At 38.7% G+C, this 25,569-nt stretch carries 28 protein-coding genes and 2 pseudogenes; 28 read left to right on the top strand and 2 right to left on the bottom strand.

From position 1 onward, the window contains the following. The first annotated feature begins 44 nt into the window (after positions 1–44). From OK18_RS04150 to OK18_RS04255, 22 genes and pseudogenes are all read left to right on the top strand, one after another. Positions 45–971, top strand: coding sequence for a helix-turn-helix domain-containing protein (locus OK18_RS04150; RefSeq protein WP_053327193.1), 927 nt, complete (start codon positions 45–47; stop codon positions 969–971). 86 nt (positions 972–1,057) lie between these two features. Further along, complete coding sequence (locus OK18_RS04155) at positions 1,058–2,254, top strand: MFS transporter (protein ID WP_053327194.1); 1,197 nt, start codon at positions 1,058–1,060, stop codon at positions 2,252–2,254. Positions 2,255–2,534: 280 nt separating this feature from the next. After that, the gene (locus tag OK18_RS04160) at positions 2,535–3,125 is read left to right on the top strand and encodes a TetR/AcrR family transcriptional regulator (protein WP_013667836.1); all 591 of its coding nucleotides are present in this window, start codon (positions 2,535–2,537) and stop codon (positions 3,123–3,125) included. Positions 3,126–3,377: 252 nt separating this feature from the next. Then, positions 3,378–4,235 (top strand): AraC family transcriptional regulator, encoded by an 858-nt coding sequence (locus OK18_RS04165; protein WP_082129133.1) that lies wholly within the window; start codon positions 3,378–3,380, stop codon positions 4,233–4,235. A 78-nt stretch (positions 4,236–4,313) separates the two neighbouring features. After that, the gene (locus tag OK18_RS04170) at positions 4,314–5,030 is read left to right on the top strand and encodes an FAD-binding oxidoreductase (RefSeq protein ID WP_053327196.1); all 717 of its coding nucleotides are present in this window, start codon (positions 4,314–4,316) and stop codon (positions 5,028–5,030) included. Between the two features lie 50 nt (positions 5,031–5,080). Next, the gene (map, locus tag OK18_RS04175) at positions 5,081–5,845 is read left to right on the top strand and encodes a type I methionyl aminopeptidase (protein WP_053327197.1); all 765 of its coding nucleotides are present in this window, start codon (positions 5,081–5,083) and stop codon (positions 5,843–5,845) included. Between the two features lie 91 nt (positions 5,846–5,936). Then, positions 5,937–6,746 carry a helix-turn-helix transcriptional regulator gene (locus OK18_RS04180; RefSeq protein WP_156173220.1) on the top strand — a complete coding sequence of 270 codons (810 nt, stop codon included), beginning with the start codon at positions 5,937–5,939 and terminating at the stop codon, positions 6,744–6,746. Between the two features lie 73 nt (positions 6,747–6,819). Further along, entirely contained in the window at positions 6,820–7,203 is a 384-nt protein-coding gene (locus OK18_RS04185) for a VOC family protein (RefSeq protein WP_013632704.1), read from the top strand. Positions 7,204–7,245: 42 nt separating this feature from the next. Then, positions 7,246–8,094, top strand: coding sequence for a class I SAM-dependent methyltransferase (locus OK18_RS04190; RefSeq protein ID WP_053327199.1), 849 nt, complete (start codon positions 7,246–7,248; stop codon positions 8,092–8,094). Between the two features lie 59 nt (positions 8,095–8,153). Continuing rightward, positions 8,154–8,651 (top strand): annotated as a pseudogene (locus OK18_RS04195) (conjugal transfer protein TraG); the annotation flags it as partial. 82 nt (positions 8,652–8,733) lie between these two features. Then, positions 8,734–9,000 carry an ArsR/SmtB family transcription factor gene (locus OK18_RS04200; RefSeq protein WP_053327201.1) on the top strand — a complete coding sequence of 89 codons (267 nt, stop codon included), beginning with the start codon at positions 8,734–8,736 and terminating at the stop codon, positions 8,998–9,000. A gap of 180 nt (positions 9,001–9,180) precedes the next feature. Beyond that, entirely contained in the window at positions 9,181–9,744 is a 564-nt protein-coding gene (locus OK18_RS04205) for a GrpB family protein (RefSeq protein WP_053327202.1), read from the top strand. A 29-nt stretch (positions 9,745–9,773) separates the two neighbouring features. Next, positions 9,774–10,376 (top strand): class I SAM-dependent methyltransferase, encoded by a 603-nt coding sequence (locus tag OK18_RS04210; protein WP_228377693.1) that lies wholly within the window; start codon positions 9,774–9,776, stop codon positions 10,374–10,376. Between the two features lie 233 nt (positions 10,377–10,609). Next, a complete protein-coding gene (locus OK18_RS04215) occupies positions 10,610–11,077 on the top strand; it encodes a MarR family winged helix-turn-helix transcriptional regulator (protein WP_013632702.1) in 468 nt (155 codons plus the stop codon). 10 nt (positions 11,078–11,087) lie between these two features. After that, positions 11,088–11,591 carry a hypothetical protein gene (locus OK18_RS04220; protein WP_041537358.1) on the top strand — a complete coding sequence of 168 codons (504 nt, stop codon included), beginning with the start codon at positions 11,088–11,090 and terminating at the stop codon, positions 11,589–11,591. A gap of 145 nt (positions 11,592–11,736) precedes the next feature. Further along, the gene (locus OK18_RS04225) at positions 11,737–12,303 is read left to right on the top strand and encodes a Crp/Fnr family transcriptional regulator (protein ID WP_013632699.1); all 567 of its coding nucleotides are present in this window, start codon (positions 11,737–11,739) and stop codon (positions 12,301–12,303) included. A gap of 110 nt (positions 12,304–12,413) precedes the next feature. Beyond that, positions 12,414–12,995, top strand: coding sequence for a peptide deformylase (gene def, locus OK18_RS04230; protein ID WP_053327203.1), 582 nt, complete (start codon positions 12,414–12,416; stop codon positions 12,993–12,995). A 255-nt stretch (positions 12,996–13,250) separates the two neighbouring features. Beyond that, positions 13,251–14,276 (top strand): annotated as a pseudogene (locus OK18_RS04235) (IS481 family transposase); the annotation flags it as partial. 314 nt (positions 14,277–14,590) lie between these two features. Continuing rightward, on the top strand, positions 14,591–15,028 hold the full coding sequence (locus OK18_RS04240) for a DUF6010 family protein (protein ID WP_053327204.1): 438 nt from the start codon (positions 14,591–14,593) through the stop codon (positions 15,026–15,028). A 1-nt stretch (position 15,029) separates the two neighbouring features. Further along, positions 15,030–15,494, top strand: a complete 465-nt coding sequence (locus OK18_RS04245; RefSeq protein ID WP_053327205.1) for a hypothetical protein — start codon at positions 15,030–15,032, stop codon at positions 15,492–15,494. Between the two features lie 91 nt (positions 15,495–15,585). Further along, positions 15,586–15,897, top strand: coding sequence for a DUF3817 domain-containing protein (locus tag OK18_RS04250; protein ID WP_053327206.1), 312 nt, complete (start codon positions 15,586–15,588; stop codon positions 15,895–15,897). A gap of 31 nt (positions 15,898–15,928) precedes the next feature. After that, positions 15,929–16,753 carry an RteC domain-containing protein gene (locus OK18_RS04255; protein ID WP_053327207.1) on the top strand — a complete coding sequence of 275 codons (825 nt, stop codon included), beginning with the start codon at positions 15,929–15,931 and terminating at the stop codon, positions 16,751–16,753. Between the two features lie 9 nt (positions 16,754–16,762). On the opposite strand, the gene OK18_RS04260 is transcribed toward OK18_RS04255, so the two are convergent. Continuing rightward, a complete protein-coding gene (locus OK18_RS04260; protein ID WP_053327208.1) occupies positions 16,763–22,201 on the bottom strand; it encodes an N-6 DNA methylase in 5,439 nt (1,812 codons plus the stop codon). Continuing rightward, a complete protein-coding gene (locus tag OK18_RS04265) occupies positions 22,188–22,625 on the bottom strand; it encodes a DUF1896 domain-containing protein (RefSeq protein ID WP_053327209.1) in 438 nt (145 codons plus the stop codon). The genes OK18_RS04260 and OK18_RS04265 overlap by 14 nt, the downstream gene beginning before the upstream one ends. A 169-nt stretch (positions 22,626–22,794) precedes the next feature. Between OK18_RS04265 and OK18_RS04270 the strand changes: the two genes are divergently transcribed. From OK18_RS04270 to OK18_RS04295, 6 genes are all read left to right on the top strand, one after another. Next, positions 22,795–23,244, top strand: a complete 450-nt coding sequence (locus OK18_RS04270; RefSeq protein ID WP_053327210.1) for a GyrI-like domain-containing protein — start codon at positions 22,795–22,797, stop codon at positions 23,242–23,244. Positions 23,245–23,266: 22 nt separating this feature from the next. Next, positions 23,267–23,674, top strand: coding sequence for a hypothetical protein (locus OK18_RS04275; protein WP_053327211.1), 408 nt, complete (start codon positions 23,267–23,269; stop codon positions 23,672–23,674). A gap of 98 nt (positions 23,675–23,772) precedes the next feature. Further along, positions 23,773–24,339: a Crp/Fnr family transcriptional regulator gene (locus OK18_RS04280; protein ID WP_049038278.1), complete on the top strand. Its 567-nt coding sequence runs from the start codon at positions 23,773–23,775 to the stop codon at positions 24,337–24,339. Positions 24,340–24,405: 66 nt separating this feature from the next. Beyond that, on the top strand, positions 24,406–24,807 hold the full coding sequence (locus OK18_RS04285) for an alpha/beta fold hydrolase (RefSeq protein WP_053327212.1): 402 nt from the start codon (positions 24,406–24,408) through the stop codon (positions 24,805–24,807). Positions 24,808–24,855: 48 nt separating this feature from the next. After that, the gene (locus OK18_RS04290) at positions 24,856–25,266 is read left to right on the top strand and encodes an alpha/beta fold hydrolase (RefSeq protein ID WP_167336350.1); all 411 of its coding nucleotides are present in this window, start codon (positions 24,856–24,858) and stop codon (positions 25,264–25,266) included. Between the two features lie 101 nt (positions 25,267–25,367). Beyond that, positions 25,368–25,544 carry a histone H1 gene (locus OK18_RS04295; RefSeq protein ID WP_049038275.1) on the top strand — a complete coding sequence of 59 codons (177 nt, stop codon included), beginning with the start codon at positions 25,368–25,370 and terminating at the stop codon, positions 25,542–25,544. Positions 25,545–25,569: the final 25 nt, after the last annotated feature.

Here is a 25,569-nt window from a genome sequence, read left to right on the forward strand (position 1 = left end):
AATGAATGTTTGTCAGTAGCACATTATATTTGAATTGTGTAAATATGGAAAATATAGAATCATTAAAAGAATATTACCAAATAACGAAGAAAAAAGTACCTGAAGACTTACTAATTCAAAGTAGGTGTCCTATACATTTTAATATTCTGAGGAAGAAAGAAAAATGTTGTGTAGGTGGTTTGCCTTTTGCCCGACGTGATTACTGGAAAATTACCTTATTTGATAACCGTGCAGAGTTAATAACAAAACAAGGAAATGTTATCATCAATAAACCTTGCATTTTCTTTTCCCGACCTAATATGGAATATGGCTGGAAATTATTAGATGAAGAGCAAACAGGATTTATTTGCTTATTTAATGACGAATACCTAACATATGATTTAAAGCCAATCTTCGAACTATTGACTCGTACTTTAAATGCAAGTCAGACCTCTTTCTTGCTTTTAGAACAAGACACTTATCGTTTGCTATTCTTTTATTTTGAACAACTCTACAATGCCTACCACAGTGATTTTGAGTACAGAAAAGAAGTTGTACAAAAGTGGCTTCAGCTCATTGCTTATCAGGTTATTTGGACACAGTCTATAAATAATCCGGTAGAGTTAAAACAAGACGCAAAAAGCAGGATTGTCAATGAGTTTGTCAATGCGTTGCAAAGCCAATTTCCGGTTGACTCTCCTCTGAATCCTATTCGGCTAAAAACGCCCTCCGATTTTGCTAATTTACTCCACGTCCATGTCAATCACTTAAATCACTGTTTGAAGTCGCAAACAGGTAAATCTACTACACAGCTGATAAACGAAAGAATTACTGCTGAGGCTAAAGGTTTGCTACAATATTCTGACTGGAACATTTCTGAAATAGCTGAAGCTTTAGGATTTGAATATGTACAGCATTTTACCCTGTTCTTTAAGAAAAAGATTGGCATTTCTCCCACAGAATTCAGATTGAAAGAAATGAATAATATTTGATTTTCGTAAAACCTTGTTTGAATCTTTTAATAAATCCCCTTCAATCGCTTTCTAATTTTGCTTGTTTAAAAATGAGATAAAGTAAGATGAGAAGACTTAAAAAGAAAAATGAAGGTATCAGTACTGTTTTGGCATTTGCACTTGTCCCACTGTCTGGTTTTGCTATGGACGTTTACATTCCGTCATTTCCTCACATGGCATATGACCTACAGACTAGCGAATCTAATATTAAATTGACATTAACTTTATTTATAGTTAGTTATGGTATATCGCAATTGTTTGTTGGAAGTATTTCTGACAGCTTTGGCAGATACAAGATTAACATCATATCTCTGATTGTTTTGATTTTGTCCTCATTAGGGATAGCACTTAGCAGCGACTTAACCTTTATCCTTGGGATGCGTTTTATACAGGGTATAGCCATTTCTTTTATTGCGGTATGTAAACGTTCTTTTTTTGTGGACGTATATACTGGAGATAAACGAAAGCACTACACTAGTCTGGTAACCGTTGTATGGTCAGCTGCACCAATACTCGCACCATTTCTGGGAGGCTTTTTACAAGAAAGTTTTGGATGGCGTGCCAATTTTTATTTTCTGGCCTTATATGCAAGTATTATGCTTGTTTTGGAATGGATATACAGTGGTGAAACCATCCGTGAAAAACATCCCTTTAAACTGAGGTATATTTTTTCCATGTACGATCGTTTGATGAACGCGACTGATTTCAGTCTTGGAATTATTGTATTGGGATTAAGTTATAGCATGGTAATGGTTTTTGGGATGAGTATTCCATTTATTGTGGAGCATGAATATCATCTTTCTGCATTGTACTCCGGTTATTGTGCTTTAATATCGGGATTGGCTATTTTTGGGGGAGGATTTTTGAGTAAAAAGTTGGTCAACAAACCCCTCTATAACAAGCTACAATTAGCGAACATTTCTCAATTACTCATTGTAGCAGTGATGCTATTTACAGCAAGCATTTTTCACCAATTGTACATTATGATGCTTTTTGTGTTTTTGATTCATTTTTGGCAAGGGTTTACTTATAATACTTATTTCACGTACGCTATCACAAGTCAGCCCAAATTTTCCGCTACCGCAGGTGGGTTAGCCGGAGGTGGGTCTTTTATCGTATTTTCCATAACTAGCTATCTTGTGGTACATCTCATTACGATTAGTGATCAATGGACATTGGGTTTAGCATATTTAATATTTTTGTTAAGCATTCAATTTTTATTATATTTTGTACGTCAGGCGATTCAGAAAACACATGAGTAATGCCAAGCCAGTAGAGCATCCCTATATGAACTCTTAGATTGGCTATAATTCCACTTCGCTTTTTTTAATCGTCAATTTATATGGGTTGGATAACAAAGAAAAAATGAATCAACAAGCAAACGAAATGAGAAATTAAAGAGACACGTATGACTTATTTGATAGAAGAAAAATAAACCCGATTATTCAAAAGTAATTCACCTCAAAATAATAAGAGTTAGAATTCCGAAAATCATCCGATATTTTTTTCGTTCCTTTGCATAAATACTAAGCAGTATCTATTATGAAAAAGGCGGAAGCAACACGGTTGATGATTTTACAGAAAGCGTTTGAACTGATTTATGTTAAAGGTTATCAGACGACAAGCATTGACGACATTATTGCCACGACAAAAGTTACCAAAGGGGCTTTTTACTACCATTTCAAAACCAAAGACGAAATGGGACTTGCCATCATCAACGAAATCCTAAAGCCGACACTTACAAATAGTTTTATTGAGCCACTTCAAACCGAAGAGAATCCATTAGATGCAATTTATAACCTAATGGACAATCTTTTAATGAAAAATGATTTTCTGAAAGTGGAATACGGTTGTCCCGCATCCAATTTTACGCAAGAAATGACCCCGTGGAATTCGGAATTTAATAAGGCTTTGAATGAATTAACTCAAGAATGGACAAAAGCAATAACCGCTACCATCGAAAGAGGCAAGAAAAGCGGTACGATCCGTAAGGACGTAAATGCGAAACAGGTAACTATCTTTGTTATGTCGGGCTATTGGGGCATCCGGAATTTGGGAAAATTAGAGAACAGCAAAAAAGTGTATGTATCTTATTTAAAACAACTTAAAATCTATTTGGATAGTTTGAAATAATTTTTCTCAAAAAACATACCGAATGGTATTTTTAAGATTCAAATTTGCAAGTCAGATAAAATATGCAAACATCATTCTTAAAATACAGTAACCAATACATTGGGTACAGCGTTGATAGGGTTCATATTTCACATCATATTGTATATAAACGAACAGGAGAATTGTCCGAAATGGACAATGCTCTTCGCTACCTAACCACAGCCATTCCCCATATTCAAGTTATAATAACAACAAATAACTCCTGTCAATAAAATGGAAACTCCCATAAGTAACATTCCCACACATTCTTTTAATATGGAGGAGAATTCCGGAATATTTGTAACCAAAATAACTTCGGAAACCTTTGATGAAAATGTTGAATCGGGTCAAGCACATCGGCATAACAGCCATGTTTTGGGATTGCATTTAAAAGGAATATCTCTTGTGGAACTGGATTTTAAACAGTACCAAATAAAACATCCGTCCGTTTTGTATCAGTCTCCCAATCAGGTGCATAGAATACTGAATATCGATGAAATAGAAATGTTCTTATTGGTAATGGAGCAAGAACTTATTGATAAAAACCTCCATAAATATCTCCAGGGAATCATTACGCCACATCCCCTGCACCTAAGATCTGATGAAATGAATATTTTAGAACAGGCTTTCTTATTATGTGCTAATCTTCATGATAAAAAGGAGGATAAATTCTATTTCCATTCATTAAAGAATGCTTCTAATGCCCTCATCGGCCTATATCTTTCTTTTTACCTAAAATCGTTGCAGTCACAAGAACAGCTTTCCAGATTTGAACGAATACACTATGACTTTCTAAAACTGCTGGAAGTACAATTCAAAGTTTGGAAACGCCCTTCCGATTATGCTCAAAAATTAAACATCTCAGTAGCCTACCTTAATGAATGTGTAAAAACAGTAACTGGTTTTACCGTTTCTTATCACATTCAACAGAGGGTTGTCTTAGAAGCCAAGCGCCTGCTGTACTATGCCGACAAATCCGTAAAAGAAATTGCAAACGAATTGGGCTATGATGATTACCCGTATTTTTCGAGATTGTTCTCTAAAGTTGCCGGAATGACTGCTTCGACATTCAAGAACAAAAACCACGTTTAGTCCAATACTTACCTCTATTGTATACTTTCTCGGTTTATCAATTCTTCAGTTATTTGCATAACTAAAATAAATAACATTATGCCAAGAGCTCCCAAATGGTTATTTGATACCGTTGATTTACTTACGACAAAACTTCCCGACGTAACAGTAGATGAAACCGTTTTCTTATCACCATCAGTAAAGAAAATTCGGATGTCCGGAGTCTTTGACAAAGTAAAATTGACTGTTGGTGCATATATTGATTTCAGAGTAACAGAAACCGAAGTTAGACGCTACACTGTTTCAAATTTTGATAAGGAAACACAAAGTATGGAGTTTATCGTTCACCTTCATGGCAAAGGTTGTGGCGCTGATTACATGAACGCCTTGCAACCGGGCGACGTACTATCTTTAAATAAACCCAGTACGATGATAAAATATTATGATTCATCCTTTCAGCAATACATTATTTTTGGAGATGAGTCTTCTTTGGGATTGGCACAATCATTTGCTCCTGTATTAAAGCAAAACAAGCATATATTTCAGTTTATTTTTGAATTAGACGAGGAAAATCTAAAAATTCCTGAAATCTTGGGACTGGAGTCGGTTATTGTTTATCCCAAAACAGGATTATTTAAAAACGAGGATTGGATAAAGCAATTGCCCGTATTTCCTCTTCAAAATGAAGCTCATATCAAGTTTATCCTCACAGGAAATGTAAAATCAGCTCAAACCTTTAGAAAAGTTATAAAAGATACAACGAAGAGCAAAGTATATCTGCATGGCTATTGGTTAGAAGGCAAAAAAGGATTATAAAGGTTAATATTTATTAAATTTGCAATGTAAAAGCAACCATCTAAATAAAGATGTCCATAACAAAACACGAAGAATTAATAGGAATGCAGAAAGTAAGCGAGGCAGTTGCTTACACTTTGAAAGAAATGCGGAACTATGCAAGACCCGGTATCACTACAAAACAACTAGACGACTTTGGTGCGAAAATACTTTCGGATTTCGGTGCAAAATCCGCACCTTATTTGACTTATGGCTTTCCGGGATGGACTTGCATAAGTGTGAACAATGAATTTTGCCACGGCATCCCGTCCGAGAAAAGAATATTAAAAGAGGGCGATTTGGTAAACATTGACGTTTCTGCCGAACTTAACGGCTTTTGGTCGGACAATGGTGGTTCATTTGTACTTGGAGAAGACATCAACCAACATCAAAAATTGGTGGATGCATCCAAAGAAATCCTACAAAAAGCCATCGTTAATATTAAGGGTGGCGTAAAAATTTCAGAAGTCGGGCACATCATGGAAACCGAAGCCAAGAAAAGAGGTTTCAAGGTCGTTAAAAATTTGGGTGGACACGGCATCGGAAGGGGTTTGCACGAACAACCCGATGAAATAATGAACTACAAAAACCGATTTGACCAAAGACGGTTTAGAAAAAATTCAGTGGTTGCCATTGAAACGTTTATTACCACAACTTCAACCTATGCAACAGAATTAAATGATGGTTGGACAATGGTGGGAAACAAAGGCGGTTTTATGGCGCAACACGAACATACCATCGTCGTTACAGACGGTAAACCGATGATTCTAACTGAAATGAATGGAATTTGGAATTGAAAAATTAAATTCGCCAAAAAGAAAATCAACTTGAAATTGTATCTATATAAACACGGAGGGGTTGGGATGATTGTACTTAATTTTGCTAAATTTGTTAGAAAACATCATGATGGATATCAAAATAATACAGCCTGTACCACCCCTCCGAAAACATATTCGTTTTTTCTTTATAATGGAAAATACGAGCACTGCTTTTATTGGAAAATTCAAAATAATTCCCGAGGGCGTACCGGGTATGATTTTTCAGGAAAATCCCACGGTCTTTTACGATAAAGACAAGCAAACATTACCCCAATCTTTCTTATTTGGGCAAGCTACTCAGTACTCACAACTTACGGCAACGGGTAGTTTTCGAAATATTGGTGTCAGTTTCCAACCCGCAGCTTTAAGATCTGTTTTCAGAATCGAAGCAATTGAATTAACGCAACGACACACTGACATCAATGATTTAGTTAAAACCACTATAAATGACCAACTTCTAAATACACAAACATTAGAACAAAAAATAGCGGTTTTAGAACATTTTTTCTTACAACAAACAACAGACTGTAAAGGTGAAAATGATAAAGTAAAATTTGCGTTAAACCAGTTTCAAAAAGGTCAGGAATTAAAACAGGTGCAAGCCGATTTGAGAATATCAGAACGCTCGTTAGAACGTCTGTTTAAATCATATATAGGCATTTCCCCAAAGTTGTATTCAAGAATCTGTCGCTTTCAGTCAGCTTTAAAAACGCTAAGAACGGCTAACTTTAATGCTCTTACGGAAATAGCCTATTTAGAGAATTATTTTGACCAATCTCATTTTATCAGAGATTTTAAATATTTTACAGGCACGACTCCAAAGTCATTTCTTCTTAATGCAAACGAACAATTGCCCAATTTTCCGGAATTGAAGTTTTAGTACTGTCGGTTTTATCCAATTTTCAAAAAACGGGGGACTTTAACTTTGTTGAATTAATCAAAAACAGTTTAAAATGAAAAGAGCAATTGATTGGTTTGAAATTTATACATCCGATTTTGACAGGGCAAAGAAATTTTACACAACAGTATTTGACTGCGGATTTAATGAAACGACAGTGAACAACGAAAGACACAGCCGAATGAGGTATGCCATTTTTGAAAGCAGTGAAAACAAGCAAGAGATTGGCGGTGCGCTTGTTAGAATGGATGAAGCAAAACCCGGTATTGGCGGTGTTTTAATTTATTTTGCAACCGAAGAAATCAATACAGCATTAAACCGTGTTGAAGCTGCCGGCGGAAAAGTTATTCGTCGAAAGTTGAACGTGGGGGATTTTGGTTCTATTGCTTTAATAGAAGATACAGAGGGGAATATGATTGGATTACATGCTAAAAAATAGCTTCATTGTAATTACGTTTGATATTAATTATAAAATAAGGAAATGGGAATAGATAAAGTCATAAAGCCGGATAATACCGCAGTAAGAACCTCATTATGGAGAGCATTACACGTTCAGACAGATGCAAAACCTCATGTATTTGAAGATGAAATAGGATTCAAGTTAATTGCACCTGATGATGATTGGCAAGAACGTCCTGATATGAAATACACCAAACGACTTCGTGCTTCTATCGTTGCTCGTGCCCGATTTGTTGAAGATGTTGCAAAAACAGAAATTGCCAACGGAATAAAACAATACGTTTTACTTGGTGCAGGACTTGACAGTTTTGCTCAACGAAATACAGAAATCAGTTCGCAAGTTGACATTTATGAAATTGACCAACCCGACACGTTGGCTTGGAAAGAAGAAAAATTAATTGAAAACGGCTACAAAATTTCCAACAATTTACATTTCGTTCCCGTGGACTTTGAAACTTCATCTTGGTGGACTGAACTTTTAAACAAAGGTTTTGACACTAACAAAAAAGCCGTTGTTTCCTGCACAGGTGTAACACTTTATTTGACAAAAGAAGCCATTACGGACACATTAAAAAAAATGACTTCGCTTGCACCTGGTTCTACTATTGCAATGGCCTTTTATCTGCCATTGGAATTACTTGATGAAGAAGACAAGCCATTAATGGAAATGTCGATAAAAGGAGCGGCAGCTTCGGGAACGCCATTTGTAAGTTTTTTCAGCGTTGAAGAAATCACAAAACTTGCAGACGAAATAGGCTTGAAAGAAATCCAAACCGTTTCAACAAAAGATATGACAGAAAAATATTTTAAAGACCGAACCGACAATCTTGTTCCTGCAAGTGGAGAATTTTTCTTGGTTGCGAAGACATAAAAACATAAACACTAAAATCGAATGGACGACAGAAAACAACGAACCGCTAACATGAACATTACGGCGACAAAGAGAGCAAAGTAATACAGAACACGGTTGGTAATATATTCAGTGGTCAAGTGGTTGGCGAAACGGCAAAAAGCCTTTCAGAACGTTTTGGTAAGGTATTGCAGAAACGCCAAAGTATGACTATTAACCGAAATGATAAATCAACTTCTATATCTACACAATTAGACAGCCTTATTCCGGCTTCCAAAATCGCAACGCTCACACAGGGTATGTTTGTCGGTTCTGTATCGGATAACTATGATGAGCGTATCGAGCAGAAAATCTTCCACGCTGAAATTGTAGTGGATAATGAAAAGGTAGCCACCGAGGCTCAAGTTTATCAGAAGATACCACAAATCCTTTCTTTTGTTGATGAGCAGGGCGAGGATAAAATGAAGCAGGAAATTGAAAGTAATTATAAACGTATAAAATCCGATATCCTGCATATTGTTGTAAGTGAAATGAAACGCATTCAGAACGACCCCTATTTACGCCATTTGGTGCAATAATGGCATATCAAAAAAATCCAAAAATAATTTGCGCAACAAGTATTTGCATTTATATTTACAATCACTTGGTAGCAAATTAAAAATGGAAACACGTAGAGACATATTTCAAGCTATTGCCGACCCGACAAGGAGAGGGATTATACTCCTGCTAACAACAAGTGCAATGACACCAAACGCCCTTGCAGAACATTTTCATACAAGCCGGCAGGCTGTTTCTAAGCACTTGCAAATTTTGGCTGAATGCGACCTGCTAATTCAGCAACCAAAAGGAAGGGAAATATATTACAACTTAAATACCGATAAAATGAAAGAAATAGAAAAATGGCTTGAAGGTATGTATAATATGTAACCCATCAGGACTTGAAACCATTCTGAAATACGAAGTGTATTGTGGTAGATGACAAGTGGACAAAAGACTACCATTTGATGGATATTGACTCTTATTGAAATTTCGCTTAATAGATGGTATTAATGGTAATACTCAAACAATGCAAAATTCTCGGGTATCGTATAAATAGAAAAATTAATTATGATTGAAATTGTAGCTTATAACGCATTATGGGCAAAGGACTTTTTACAGCAAAAGGAGAAGATACAAAACGCTTTGGAAGGCAACGCACTTGCGGTGCACCATATTGGATCCACAAGTGTTCCTCATTTAGCCGCAAAAAATATAATTGACATTCAAGTTACCGTTGCTGAATTCACTAACGAAATAGAGCGAGGGTTGAATAGAATCGGCTATAAACGATTACATCACATATTATCTGACCATAGACCCCAAGGATATGACCATTTATCGGAAAAACAACTATCAAAATGGTTCTTCATCTCCAACGAGCCTGCTGTAAATTTACATGTAAGACTGCAACATTCCTTCAATCAGCGGTATGCTCTTTTGTGCAGAGATTATTTAAGGGCGCACCCCTATGCTGCGAAAGCCTATGAAGAAATAAAGAAACAACTGGCCAAACATTTTCAAAATGATATTGATGCTTATTACGATATTAAAGACCCAGTCTTTGATGTTATTATGAGTGGTGCAGAATTATGGTCGGAAAAGGTAGGTTGGAAGCCTCAAATGGCGGAATAGTTTGGTCTATCATTCTAAAAATCTTTGGGATGACAATTTACGTTTTACTTGGTGCAGGATTGGATAGTTTTGCCCAACGAAATACGGAAATCAGTTCGCAAGTTGATATTTATGAAATTGACCAACCCGACACATTAACGTGGAAAGAAGAAAAGCTGATTGAAAACGGCTATAAAATCCCCGGCAATCTCCACTTTGTACCTGTCGATTTTGAAATCTCATCTTGGTGGGATGAGCTATTAAATAAAGGTTTTAATGTTAAACAGAGGGCTTTTGTGTCTTGTATCGGTGTTACGCTTTATCTTACCAAAGAAGCGATTACCGACACACTGAAAAAAATGACTTTGCTTGCACCTGGTTCTACTATTGCAATGGCCTTTTATCTGCCATTGGAATTACTTGATGAAGAGGACAAGCCATTAATGGAAATGTCGATAAAAGGAGCGGCAGCTTCAGGTACTCCTTTTGTAAGTTTTTTTTCGGTTGAAGAAACTGTAAAACTCGCTGAAAAAGTAGGTTTAAAAGAAATACAGACAATCTCCACAAAAGATATGACGGAAAAATACTTTAAGAACAGAACCGACGACCTTCTACCAGCAAGCGGAGAATTTTTTTTAGTAGCAAAGACCTGAAAAATACGAAAGAGAATACTTCCTTGCAACCGTGATATAGTGATATAAAATGGCTGAAAGCAATGTTTTTGCTGGTGTTTTACCGTAGATTAACAAAGTTATGTGCAACCTTGATCAACCACCGCACAGACCTTCAACCGACCAACATTTTCCAACATTTCTAAAAAGTCTGTTCAAAACACTTGGATTATTGTTTAGAAACTATTTATCTTTGTAACTAAGATATTTAGAATATGAGAGAAAAGCAACCAAACAGCATAATTGAAAAATTCAGAACTGCAAGCCGACAGTATTCTGATGCTTCCATTTTTATGCACGAAGCCATTGCACGAAAGGCAGGTTTATCAGGAGCAGACCACAAGTATTTAGGACTAATACTTCAACACAAAGAATTAACCGCAGGCGAAATTGCTAAACTGACAGGACTTACAACAGGTGCGGTTACAGGTTTAATTGACCGTTTGGAAAAGAAAAAGTTATTGAAAAGACAGTTTACAAAAGACGACAGGCGAAAGGTAATTATCATTCCGAATGTTGAAAATAGTATGAAACTTTTACAACCGATTTTCAATGAACTGCAACAAAGAACGACAGCTCTTATCAATTCGTTTTCTGAAAAAGAAATCCATATCATTGAACGATACTTTGTAGAAGCAACCACCATAATGAATGAAACAACAGATAATTTAAACAATAAATAAAATGGGAAAAATGGAAAATATAACAGCAACATACTTAACAAGAGCCGAACTATGGCTTTGCATTACGACCCTCATTTATTTTTTAATGAATGGGGCACAGATTTTTGAAACTCTTGTTTTTGTTCCGAAATGGACGGCTTCACCACCCGGTAACTTTAAATTTTTGTTAGACGGACAAGGAGCAAGTTTGAAATTTTTTTGGATAGTTTTCCATTCACTACACGAATTAACTTTCATACTTGCCATTATTTTTTGTTGGAAAATTGACCCTGTAAGAAATTGGTTATTGATTTTGTTTGCCGTTCATTTTGCAGCGAGGGTTTGGACACTTTCCTATTTTGCACCCAACATCATTGACTTTCAAAAAGTAGCAGAAAATCCGTCATTAGCCAAAGACTTAATCAGCAGAACATCACTTTGGCAGACACTCAACTATGTGAGAGTTGCCATTTTCATAGCTGTTTCAATCGGACTTATTCCGTTGTGTATTAAATTGTTTAGTATGCGACACTAAACGACTTGCCAAAAAGGTATGCACATAACACCGTATTGGCAATAGGTGGCACGTTATGAGATATCCACACAAAAAACGGTTTTTTATAAAAACATTAAATTTGTATTTTCTTTTTCAAGAAAGGAACTGAAAAGAGATTATTTTTATGGGGCACATCAGAGAATACTACGAGCGGATACTAAAATTGCAGGAAACAGAATGGGAATTTATAGCTTCCCACTTTGACAGGAGGGTTTTTGCCAAAAACGAAACCATCACACGACAGGGCGAAACAGAAAAATACCTTTCCTTTGTAGAAACAGGCATCGTTCGATTTTATATTCCAGATGATGAAAACGAACTGACTTTTAATTTCTGTTTTGATAAAGAATTTACCTGTGCTTACAATTCATTCCTGACCCAGACACCATCTGAATACGAATTGCAGGCATTGACGGAAACCGTGGTTTGGCAAATATCTTATGATGATTTGCAAAAAGTATATGCAGAGACCAAAGCAGGAAACTATTTAGGGCGTTTTGTGTCGGAGAAACTGTTTTTGCAAAAAAGCAAAAGAGAATTATCGCTTTTAAAACATACGGCAAAAGAAAGGTATCTAAACCTGTTCAATGAACAACCCGATATTTTAAAATTTATTCCATTAAAATACGTTGCTTCCTATATCGGGATAACACCACAGGCTTTGAGCCGGATACGCAGGCAAATTGCATAGCAATCACGAACATCGTTGAAAATCAACGGAATCCGTGCGCAAATACTTAACATAGGTTCATTGCCTACCATGTTTATTCTTTAGAAATTTGTTGAAAAATCCAAAGAATAATGAAACGATCCATCTTAGCATACGGACACCATATCTTAAAACAGAAATGCAACTACATCGAAAAGGATTATCCTGAATTGGATAAATTAATTGCCGATATGTGGGAAACTATGGAAAATGCCAATGGTTGCGGATTGGCATCACCACAGATAGGACTTCCCATAAGACTATTTATCGTGGACAGTAAAACGACTTTTGAAAATCTCGATGAACAAGACCAAGAAATCTATTTTGAGAAAAATGATAGCGGAATAAAGGAAACATTCATCAATGCAAAAATCATTGAACGTTCGGCAGAGCTTTGGGAAGACGAAGAAGGCTGTTTGAGTATTCCGGAATTATCACAAAAAGTAAAAAGGCCTTGGACTATTACGATAGCATATTACAATAAAGATTTTGAACCGCAGAGAAAGACATTCAGCGGAACTACCGCAAGAATGATACAACACGAATACGACCACACAGAAGGGATATTATATCTTGACTACCTGAAACCGCTGACCAAAAAACTGTTGGAAGGGAAACTCAAAAAAATAGCCCGAGGACAAATAAAAACAAGATATCCTATGAAGTTCGTGTAACAATACTGCCGACCTCAACCTATAAAACTCAAACATCACGAAGCTTCATCGTAACTTAGTGCAGCGTTATCACTTACCCAAAGGAAGTCACAAAGGCTTCAACCCCTGTTGACAAATGCGCAGCGGTTGGTTTGCACATATCTATGTACTTTTGATTACTTCTGATAAAAAAAAACATCTATCTCATTAAATGTATTAGCCAAAACTTAATCTGACATAATATGTTAAATTATTAATCTCCAAAAAAGTCAGATTATGAATCAGACACAAAAGTTGATCCAGCCCAAAATGGGACTATTGAAGTTAGCGGAGAAATTGGGTAATGTGAGTGAAGCCTGCAAAGTGATGGGCTACAGCCGTGACAGTTTTTATCGATTTCAGAAGCTTTATGAAGAAGGCGGTGAGTTGGCCTTAAAAGAAATCAGCAGAAGCAAACCTATCCTGAAAAACCGGATAGATCCCTCCTTGGAGAGCGTGGTAGTGGCATATGCGGTTGAGCAACCGGCCCACGGCCAGTTAAGGGCTGCCAATGAGCTTAGCAAAAGAGGAAACAGTATAGCTCCCTCTACCGTACGGCAAGTATGGCTGAGGCATGATCTTGAAACGTTCCAGAAAAGGCTGAAAGCATTGGACGCCAAAGTTGCCCAGGACGGTCTGATCCTGACAGCCAGCCAGGTTGCTGCGATGGAAAGGAAAAAACAGGAAGAGGAAAACCGCGGGGAAATAGAAACATACCATCCCGGTTATCTGGGTTGCCAGGACACCTATTATGTAGGATACATCAAAGGAGTAGGCAAAATCTATCAGCAAACCTTTATAGACACTTACAGCAGAGTGGCATTTGCCAAGCTGTACGACCGGAAAAATGCCCTGGTGGCGGCAGACATGCTCAATGACAAAGTCCTTCCTTTTTATCAGGAACAGAACATAGACCTGCTGCGGATCATGACGGACAGGGGTACGGAATACTGCGGGGCCAGGGAACACCATGAATACCAACTATACCTCAATATCGAAGACATAGACCATACTAGGACGAAGGCCAAAAGTCCCCAGACAAACGGCATATGCGAGCGTTTCCACAGAACCATGCAGGAAGAGTTCTATGCCATTGCTTTCCGTAAGAAAATATACAGGAGCATCGCGGAAATGCAGACAGACGTAGACCTGTGGACCACTTTTTACAATCAGGAAAGAACCCACAGCGGGAGGTACTGCTATGGCAAAACACCCATGCAGACCTGGATGGACAGCAAATCTTTGGCAAAAGAGAAAAACATAGACTTACAGTTCGGACAAAATCCTAACTTTAACGTGTCAGAACAAACGGAAACGGGCTCTGCTGGGGAGCAACCCGTCAGGGATAGTCTGACCGGTGGAAATGAAAAATCGGATGCTAAACCCGCATCCGATTTTATAAATTCATTTTCATTGTAAATGCCTAGGAAAACCCTACCTGTCAGATTAAGTGTTAGTTATTACACATTAAAGGAAAATTACAAATCAACTAAACGCCCTAAAATATTTTTTAATCAAAAAACATACTAATTAGTATGTTTTTTTTATCTTTGTATTCAAACATAAAAACAAGAAATATGCATACACATCATCACATCATTCCGGAATTTACAATCACCAATGCATTCGTTGCAGCGTTGATTGGTTTGGTATTTATCATCATCATGTCGTTTGTGAAAGAACCCTCCCGACAAAAGATCAACGCCATCATCATTGCCGGTGCAGGCGGAGTTTACTGGAGCGGCGGATTAGGCGTCTGGGAATATGTATTTGGTGCAGCCATGCTATTTGTTGCTTTCAAAGCCCTCAAGCATTACTATTTCATAGGTATTGGTTGGCTAATGCATACAGGCTGGGACATTATGCATCATCTATACGGTGATCCCATCATTCACTTTGCACCACTTTCGTCTGCCGGTTGTGCCGTGTGCGACGCTGTTTTAGCCATTTGGTTTTTCTTTGGTGCACCTACCATTTGGAACGTATTCAGAAAACAAAAAACAATTACGGCATAAAATGTATTCAACTTTATTAGTCTTTCACTCTTTAATTCGCTGGCTTGTTGTAGCCTTTTTGTTGTATTCTATTTACAGAGCATTTGTTGGTTATTTGAACGACAAGCCTTTTTCCAAAACGGACAATGCTTTTCGCCACTGGACGGCTACGGTTGCCCATATTCAACTAATGATTGGCATCATCCTTTATACGCAGAGTCCGATAGTCAAATATTTTTGGAAGGAAAAGGAAAGTAGTTTTCAAAACTTAGAGCTGACTTTTTATGGTTTAATTCATATTATTTTAATGCTAACGGCTATTGTGCTGGTAACTATCGGCTCGGCAAAGGCAAAGCGACAGCAAACGGACAAGAAGAAATTTAAGACAATGCTTGTTTGGTTTACCATTGGCTTAATCCTCATTTTCGTAGCCATTCCCTGGCCGTTTTCACCCTTATCAGGCAGACCTAATTTCAGAATATTTTAATGATGAAATGAACCATAAGAATATTTCATACCCAAAGAGATAATTATTTTGGCGAATTCCATCTGACAATAAAAAAATAAGAAATAAACAGATGAAAAAATATTTCACCACACCGATTGGACGATTACGGCTTCTTGCCTTTTTAGAGGGCATTTCGTTACTTGTTTTAGTTTTTATAGCCGCTCCATTAAAACATTATTTCGGCTACCAAACACTGTCAAAAAATCTTGGCCCCATCCACGGCGCCTTATTTTTGTTATTCGTGTTTAACGCTTTGCGTGTAGGCATTGAACAACAATGGAAATTTAGAGAAACAACTTGGAAAGTACTTGTTGCTTGTTTCGTTCCATTCGGGACATTCTATATTGACTACAAAATCCTGCGAAAAATTGATAAACGATAAAATTTAAGTGTATAATAATATTGTCCGCTGAATGAAAAAATATTGCAATGAGATTTTTTTTCAATTGGAGGAAAAATTGAATGAATTATCATTTGAGGTTGACGATTCAATTTATTTGTCTGAAATAGCTATCAAGATGATTCTTGGTTGCCTAGCAGAATTGAAGAAATTTATTTTGGAAAGAGAATTTAAAAGTGATGAAGAAGAAATATATTTTTTTAAACATTTAAAACCCCAAATGGTTTCTAAACTTATTTATTATAATACCATTTTTAAAATTGAAACAAAAAGACCATTTGGAGGTGAGAAAACTCTCAGGAAATACCTGAATAAAGAATTGGAGAAGCTAAAACGTTTTTTTGACAATAATCTAGAATTTTATAAATATTACAGGACAAATAGCACTTATTTAGACCATAAATATTTTGTTCGGGGTAAACACGATATCAAATTGAGCTTAGACACTTTTTATTTTGAAGCTGACCATAGCTTTTCCACTTCTCATGATTACAAAGTAGCAAAGATTCTTGCCAATGATATGATACAAGTCTATCTCGAAGATCAATTAAGTATTAGCAATCAAAAAAAATATGACAATGATTCTTTAAAATGGACTGGGAGTAAAACGGCATTAACCGAACTGATTTATGCATTATATGCAAATGGTGTTTTCAATAATGGAAATGCCGACATAAAAGTTATCGCTAAAGTATTCGAATCCATGTTCAATATTGATTTAGGGGATTTCTACCACATCTTTATGGAACTGAAATTTCGAAAGATAAACCGCACCAAATTCATTGACAGCTTGCGTGATGCACTAATCAGAAAAATGGACGAACAGGATGGGCAATAACTATTGTGATTACAATATACCGCGTGGAAGATGAACACCTTTCGTCTGTACAATACTCTCTGAAATCTGTGGAGCTTCTTCCGGTTTTTCCATTTGTTCCGTAGATTCTTCCTTGGTTTCGAGCGTGATAGATAGTTGTATCTTCCGCTCAACGGAAGCCAATTCCGTTTTCAATTCGCTCAATCTACATTCTTTAGACCACGTACTGTTTACCACTTCCTGTAGAATGGGCAGGTCTTTTTGAATCTCCGCAATTTTCTTTTGTTCCTGCTCGATATAGCCGGGCAACTTTTCTAGTGCATTAAGGAAATTCATAGCAGCCAGCTTTTCGTCTTTGGCAATCAGACCATTGTTATAGGTGTATTTGATATTGCCCTCGCCCTGTGCAAAAAAACGGTTTACCCGAATATCCACGCCCTCTTTTTGCGACATTTCCGTTTTTACCAACAGCTGAAAACCATAGAGGCTACCGATTTCTTCATAATCCCCACCAGTGCTGACTTTGTCCGCAAGCTGATTGAGCTTTGCACCGATTTGTTTTATATCAGCATTGGGCGGCAACCCGTCCAACTGAATAGGATTGGCAATCGTACCGTCAGAACGTTTTTGGATACGCCCTTGCAGGTTGTTCCAATCAAGGCTCATTCGTTCAAATCGGGATTGAGCCTTTTCCAGTTCTGTGGTATAGTCTTCCAATTTATATTTAGCACTGAATTTAGAACGGTTGAAAGCCTGTTTTTCACTTTCCAATCCGGCAATCTGCTTTTCCAATTTCGCTTTGTCCAACAAATCCGCATTTCCCGAAAGAATAGCCACATATTCTGAAAAATTCATTCCCGATTTTTCGTCCATACTGCCCTCGTCAATGGTTCGTTTGCCGAGATTGTTGGTCTTTAACTGGTCTATAAACAGTTGTTTATTATACAACAGGTTGAACTTGTAACTATCCAATGATTTTTCTACGGCATAGATAATCACATCAACTTTATTATCGGCAAAGAATTTGGCTATTTCATTGCCCTTACGGATTGCCCGACCGTCCCGTTGAGCAAGGTCGGACGGTCGCCACGGCGTATCGAGATGATGAACGGCAACGGCTCTTTTTTGTGCATTGACACCTGTACCCAACATACTTGTAGAACCGAACAGCACACGGATTTTACCCTCATTCATTCCCTTGATAAGTTCTTTACGCTTTTTGTCGGTATTTGCTTCCTGAATAAAACGGATTTCATGAGCCGGAATACCGTGATCTTCCACGAGCTTGCGTTTGATTTCGGAGTAAATATTCCATTCGTTCGGCTTGTATGTTCCCAAATCCGAGAAAACGAATTGTGTACCTTTCTGTGCGTTGAACTTATGATAATACTTGGCGATATTATTGGCACAATGCGAAGCCTTGTTGTCGGGGTGGTCCCCGTACCTGCTGCTAACCATACGCATATCGAGCGACATCTTACGGGCGTAATCCGTAGCGATGAGCATTTTTGCTTTTTCTTCGCTTTGCGATAAAGGCTGTCTGCCGAGCAAGGTAGCGTTGCCCGTTCTGGCAAACTCCATTAGTTTTTGGATAAACACTTCTTGGTCGGGCGTAGGCGGTATGTTATAAAGAATTTCGTTTTTATCGGGGCGGTCTATGCCTATGTCTTTCGCAGTGCGGTAATCCGTAATTTCGGAATAGAATTGAGCCAATTCCGGCACTTTGATAAAGTAGCGGAAACGCTCTTTTGCCACGATATTGTTAGCCACCGAAAATTCATAATCGGTTGTTTTCTTCGCATAGATGGCTGCCCAGGCATCAAAAGAATGAATGCCCTGCTTTTCCATTGCCCGTGGTCGCAGGTATTTGAACAGGAGGTACAATTCCGTTAATGAATTACTGATGGTTGTTCCCGAAAGAAAAGTTGCGCCCATATCCGCTTGGGTACGTTCCTGAATGGTACGGATAGCAAACAAAAGGTTTATGGCCTTTTGGCTGCCATCCACATTCCCCAACCCGGCAACCCGTGTATGCCTTGTATTGAACATCAGGTTCTTGAACTGGTGGCTTTCGTCCACAAATAAGTGGTCTATGCCCATCATCTTAAAATCCACGACATCATCCTTGCGGTTCTCAATATCGTGTTGCAGCGTCTTGAGCTTTACTTCAAGGTTTTCTTTCCGCTTGACTACCCCGGCAAGCATTCCCCTGGTCACTTCCTTGCCTTGCGATTGCAGAGCATCGAGATTACGCTCTACGCTGTCCAGTTCTATTTCGAGAATTTCCTTTTGAATTTCGGGACTTTGGGGTATCATTCCGAATTGGTCGTGTGTCAATATCACGCAATCCCAATCGTTGTTTTTAATATCCCCGAAAATCCGCTGGCGTTTTTGTGGCGTAAAATCCTCTTTGCCCGGAAACAGGATTTTTGCGTGTGGGTAGGCGGTGCGATAGGCTTCCGCTATTTCGTGGACATTGCTTTTCAGCCCGATAATCATTGGTTTGTGTGCCAACCCCAAACGTTTCATTTCCTGTGCCGCCGTACACATCACCAAAGTTTTCCCCGCACCCACTTCATGGTCGCAGATTGCACCATTGTTCAGCTTTATCATCCAAACGGCGTCCTTTTGGCTGGAATACAAATCTTCAATGCCCAATGCCTTACGGTCTAAGCCCGGAAATTCCTGGTGCGTTCCGTCATAATTCGGGCGGACGAAGCAGTTAAAGGTATCGTTGTATTGGTCGGTCAGCCTGGTTTTGAACTCGTCGTTTTGGGCATGAAGCCATTCGGTAAAGGCGGTACGGATTTCGTCAATCTTGGTATTCGCCATTTGTATGGCTTCCATATCCCGCACCTTAACTTCCTTATCGTCAATCGTGATTTTCTTGGTAATATCCGGTACGGTATTGACAAGGGCGTGTTTGAGCAGGGCAATCCCGTCAAACGTCCGGCTTTCGGCTTTGACGGCGTATTTGTCCCATATATGCACATTCTTCTGGTCGCATTTAACGGAAAAATCATCGGAGCTTTCTGAATAATGAATGTTTACTTCAGTATCGAAAAGGTACGAAGCAAAACGGGCATAAATACCGGTGGGTATCCACCGTTCGCCCAAATTAAAATCGAGTTCCTCAAATTCGATACGTCTTGGTCGGGCTTCTTCCAATACGGTAAGACTCGCTTTGGCTTCGGCATCATCAGGGTTGTTCTCAATATAGGTTCTTACGTCTTGGGCTTTTTCTACAACGTTCCCCGAAATCCAACGTTCGGATATTTCGTATTCCTTTTGAAGTGGGTTATAAAAAATACGACCGTGTAACGCTTGTTTCAACGCATCATCGGTCATACCGCTGATTTCGGACATATAGCCCAAATCAACGCTTCCGTATTTGTTCAGCGATGCCGCCAATGCCTCTTCGGGATTGTCCGTTGCTATGGTTATGGTAGAGAAACTTACAGGGCGGCTGAATATATCTGCCTTGTGTACCACGCCACCAACCACACGCTCCAGATAAGGCATTTCCTTACCCGCACTATCCGTCTTGATGAGCTTTATATTGTCCGCACCGTTGAGGTTTCCGTACCTTTTGACAAAGGCATCATAAAGGCGGTTAAGTGTTTCCCTTTCTCCTTTGTGTTCGGTGTGTAGTTCCGCTTCTTTGATATAAAGCTGTTGGTAAATATCACGCACCCCGATATACGCTTCGGCTCTTGCTTTTTGCAAGGACGGCAGTTGCAAAGGGTGGAAAACAGCCGTACCGTCTGCGGTATCTACGTCTTGCAGATGACCGACCCAACCGTTATCCACTACAAGGCAGTCGTTACGGTGGAACGGTTGCAGTTCACCACTGTACGGAGCAGGCTCGGGAATGGTGTTGATTGCAATGTCGGGAACGGCTGGCGTTTCCGCTTGGCCATTCCCGTTTGCCTGTGAAAACAAATCGCCAATGACTTCCTGTTTTTTACCGTTTATTTGAGTTGTTCCGTTCGTAGTTCCGTTAGGTTTTGGCGGTGTATAAGGTTGTCGCATCGCACCACCGAACAGGTCAGTTTGACGACCTATTGTACCCCGTCTTTTTTTAGCGGTTTGCCTTTTGGCTTGCGTGGTTCTTTTGGGCGGAGCAACTACCATTACAGGTTCGCCCGCATTTTCAAACAGGTCAAAAATGCTCAACTGTTTTAGTTCCTGCGGGCTTTCCCGATGAATGACCGGAGTTGGTGCAGGTTGAGGTTTCGGTTGAATGGGGATAGGCTCACTAATCGGAGGTGTTACCTTTGGTTCACTTGGAATTTGGAGGACTGGCTCATCGTCCATACCACCGTTGTATAAATCCAAATTCAGGTGCTTTCCAAAATCTTCGGAAAGCATTTGCTTCAAATCTTTGGCAATGCCCTCAGCTCCGTCTTTATGGGTATAGATGATTGCAGGTTTTCCGTATGGGTCTGTATCAATTTTTCGGTCGGTATGGATGACCCTTGTACCGTTCTGAAAAAACGCATTGCTTGGTGTATTGTATTTGGTCTGTTTGCTTTGGCAAAACAGTTCTTCCGTTTCGGTCAAACCTTGTTTTGCCGTATTTTTTTGCAGGATTATCAAATCACTCCCGACTTCTGTACCTGCATATTCCGTAAACAGGTCGTTGGGCAATCGGACAACCGAAACCAAATTATTGCTTTCCATTAACGCCCTACGTATCGGCTCATTCTTCGGACTGTTCAAAACGCCTTGCGAAGTAATGAACGCCTGTAAACCACCCTCACGGAGCATATCATTTCCTTTCAGAAAGAAGTAGTTGTGAATACTTCTCGCAGCCTGAACTTTTGCACTGTCTTTACTTCGGGAAAAAGATAAATCGAATACGGAGGTATCGCCAAACGGAATATTGCTTGCGATAACATCATAGCTGTTCTGTTCTTTTTCGGGAATTTCTTCAAAACCGCTTACACGTATTGTACTTTCGGGATAAAGCTGTTTTAAAACTTTGCCTGTCAGCAAATCCTTTTCATAGGCAGTAACTTTGGCTTGTTGGTTGTCGGAAAAGGATTGAATGAACGAGCCGATACCTGCGGAGGGTTCGAGGAATTTCTGAATATTTACACCGCTTTCACGCAAGGCTGATGAAATGGCATCAATGACCTGTGGCGGAGTATAAAAAGCCGTTAGTACTGAGCTTTTCATACTATCCACATACCTGCGGTATTGCTTATCGTCTTCGGAATTTTCCTTTAATAATTGGTGGAGTTCCTGTGTAATCGGGAATAAATCGTGGTCGTTTTTCCGCCAATGGTTGATGTCTATATCGTCCGCTATGGGGTTCAGCACGAATTTAAGACCGCCAAATCCGCTATATTGCATCAATGACAGTCTTTCGCTTACGGTGGCTTGTCGTTTCTCCTTTTCCAATGTAAAAGCAATCCGTAATGCATCAATATTCTGTTGGAGGTGTTGCTTTTTACTGAAGCCCATTTTCCTCTATCCAAATGGCGATTATTCCAGTCAGTTCGGTGTAGAGCAGGTCAAACTCATAACCGTATGCGAAATCATCAGTTAGCTCATATTGTGCAAAAACAGGCTCACAAACAGGGAACATTGTAAGGGCGAATGGTCGCAGTTCCTCGTCTGCCATTAGGGTATCAAACTCATTGCAGACCACTTGGAAAACCGTGTCAAACTTGGAGAAATGCAAGCCCTCAAATAGTATGTAGTTGGCTATCTCGTTGCATTGCTCAATCGGGTTTCCCGAACGGAACGCACCCTCATAAGCATTGGAAGCCCACGAGGAACGCTGGTCGATAAATTTATGGTCGTGAGCCTTTTCGGGGAAGCTACTGTTTAGCAATTCCTGCAATCGTAACCTGAAATACGATAGGTCTTTCTGCTGTGTACTCATACTATAATTTTGTTTAGAATTTCACTTGAACCCTAAAATTATAGCGGTAGATAAGTGCCTTTGAAAATGTGGCAGGGTTTGGCGTTGAGAGGCAGGATTTGGCGTATTAATAAAAAGACAAGAGGGATTAATTTGTATTTTTGTTCATTAATGAAACAATCTCTGTAAAATGAAATCATTTAAACTTATCGGACTTAAACTGCAAGGAAAAACCAAAAACGAAAACGGGCAATCCGGAAAAGACTGCGGTGAATTGTGGCAAAAATTTGAAACTGAAAAGATAGCAGAACAGGTTCCCAATAAATTATCGGATGCTGTTTATGCGGTTTATTACAATTATGAAAGTGACGAAAAAGGACTGTTTTCTTATTTCATAGGCTGCAAAGTAGAGGACACCACGGTTAAGCCTGCTAACCTGGACGAACTCATCATTCCTGAACAAACCTATCATAAAGAAACAGCCAAAGGCCAGATGACCGGCTGCATTACCGAGGTCTGGGAGAAGATTTGGCGTTCAGAGCTCAACCGGAAATTTGGATTTGATTTTGAGGTTTATGACGAAAGAAGCCATAACTGGGAAAATGCAGAGGTTGATATTTATCTTTCGGTCAAGGATTAGATGTATGTTTAAATAAAAAGCAATGAATTCTAAATACAAATTTCATCACATAGGTATTCCAACATCCGAAGTTGGCAAGAACGAACATTACAGTGAAAATTTTAAAATGTACACTTCGGATAATAATGGCAAATTCCGTATCCAATTTCATCGTTTTGATGACGACAGCCCATTACATCCCATAATAAAAGAAAAACCGCACATTGCTTTCCAGGTTGAATGCCTAACGGAAGCCATTAAAAATGAAAAGGTAATTTTAGGGCCTTACGAACCTATCCCCAATTATAAAGTAGCTGTTATTGATGATGGAGGAATGCCGGTAGAGCTGGTTGAAACCACCCTGACAGATGAAGAACTTTGGGCGAAATCAAGAGAGCAAGATGACCTGAATGTGGACGGATTAAAAAACCATAGAAACGCAGATGTCTGAAAAAGCATTGTAAATATTTAATATCGGAGTGTAGTTTAGAAACAGCCAAAGCCCCGATTTATTACCTATAATTTCCTTAAACGCCCCGCATTAATAGAATGGAACGCCTCGAATACTTCAAACTTTTTCACGACATCGGCACGGCTGACCATGACTTGCTGACCCGAAACCTGAAAACAAAAACCTTTAAAAAAGGCGACTTCATCACCCTTGCAGGGCAAACACAACGAGAACTTTACTTTGTAAAAACCGGTGTTCAAATGTCTTACTTTGACACAGACAGCAAAACGCACGTTATGGCTTTTACTTATCCGCCAAACTTGTGTGCCATTCCCGAATCATTTCAGTTTCAAACTCCGTCAAAATACTTTTTAACTTGCCTTACAGACAGTGAATTGGACTATATTACTTTTGACGAATTGCAAAAACTATTTGACCAATCGCAACAGATTGAGCGACTTTTCAGACGAATGACAGAAGCGGTTTTAGCAGGTATCATTAACCGACACATTGAACTGCACAGTATGACGATTGAAGAACGTTACAAATCCTTCTGCCAACGCAGTTCGCATTTGCTTCAACTTGTGCCACACAAATACATTGCTTCGTATTTGGGAATTGACCCGACCAATTTCAGCAAGCTATTTAACACCGTAAAATTCTAATGTTGGTCTATACCAACATTCGTTTTCCAAACCGTTTAGACCTTTGCCATATAAATTTCAAAAAGTATGGCAAATCATTGGCTTGACAAATCAGCATATCCGTTTATAGCAAACTATTTTGACATCAACGGACAAAAGTTGCACTATATTGACGAAGGAAAAGGCGAAACCATTTTGTTCGTTCACGGAACGCCTTCGTGGAGTTTTGATTATCGCAACGCTATTAAAAAACTGAAGGAAAATTACAGGTGTGTTGCTATTGACCACATAGGATTCGGACTTTCGGACAAACCCGAGGAATACGACTACTCAACGCAAAACCACAGCAAGACACTGGAGAAATTTGTGCTTGAAAAACGGTTGGACAACATTACACTTGTGGTTCACGATTTTGGCGGTCCCATCGGATTGAACTTTGCTATCCAACACCCCGAAAAAATAAAGCGTTTGGTTGTTCTCAATTCCTAGTTGTGGAGCAGCAAAACCGACCCTGACTTTATTAAGTTAAGTAAGATTTTGAAAAGTCCGTTGTTGCCTTTCTTGTATCGCTATCTCAACTTTTCGCCAAAGTTCATTTTGCCGAAATCGTTTGGCGACCACAAAATTTCGAAGCAACTATTAAAGCAATACACCAAACCTTTTGCCGACAAAACCCAACGAAACGGTGCATTGGCATTTGCCAAATCATTGCTTAATGACCAAGATTGGTTTGAAGAGCTTTGGAACAAACGACAAAGCATTTCAAACAAACCTACATTATTCATTTGGGGAATGAAAGACCCCATTATCAAACCGCATTACCTTGATAAGTTTCATAGAGGTTTCACAAATTCCGCGACAGTAAAGTTGGAAACAAGTGGACATTTTCCACAAGAAGAACACCCTGAAACTTTAGCAAAAGAAATAATAGACCTCTTGAAACAATAAAATGTTGGTTATGTTATAGTTGAACTATACGAACAAGATTGTAAAACAATGAAATTATTTTCTCTATTTTTATAGCGTTAAATATTTAATTCACTATCACAATGAAAGAACTAATCGAGAAACTCAACGTTTCTTTTGAAGCTTTAAAAGCGGATGCCGAATTACAGGCAGAAAAAGGAAATAAAACGGCAGGTACAAGAGCCCGCAAATCTTCTCTTGAATTGGAAAAACTTTTAAAAGAGTTTAGAAAAGCATCTTTGGAAGCATCAAAAGGCTAAAATAAAACCCTCCGAATTTTTAGAG

It is taken from the genome of Chryseobacterium gallinarum (assembly GCF_001021975.1).
In the GTDB taxonomy this organism is placed as follows: domain Bacteria; phylum Bacteroidota; class Bacteroidia; order Flavobacteriales; family Weeksellaceae; genus Chryseobacterium; species Chryseobacterium gallinarum.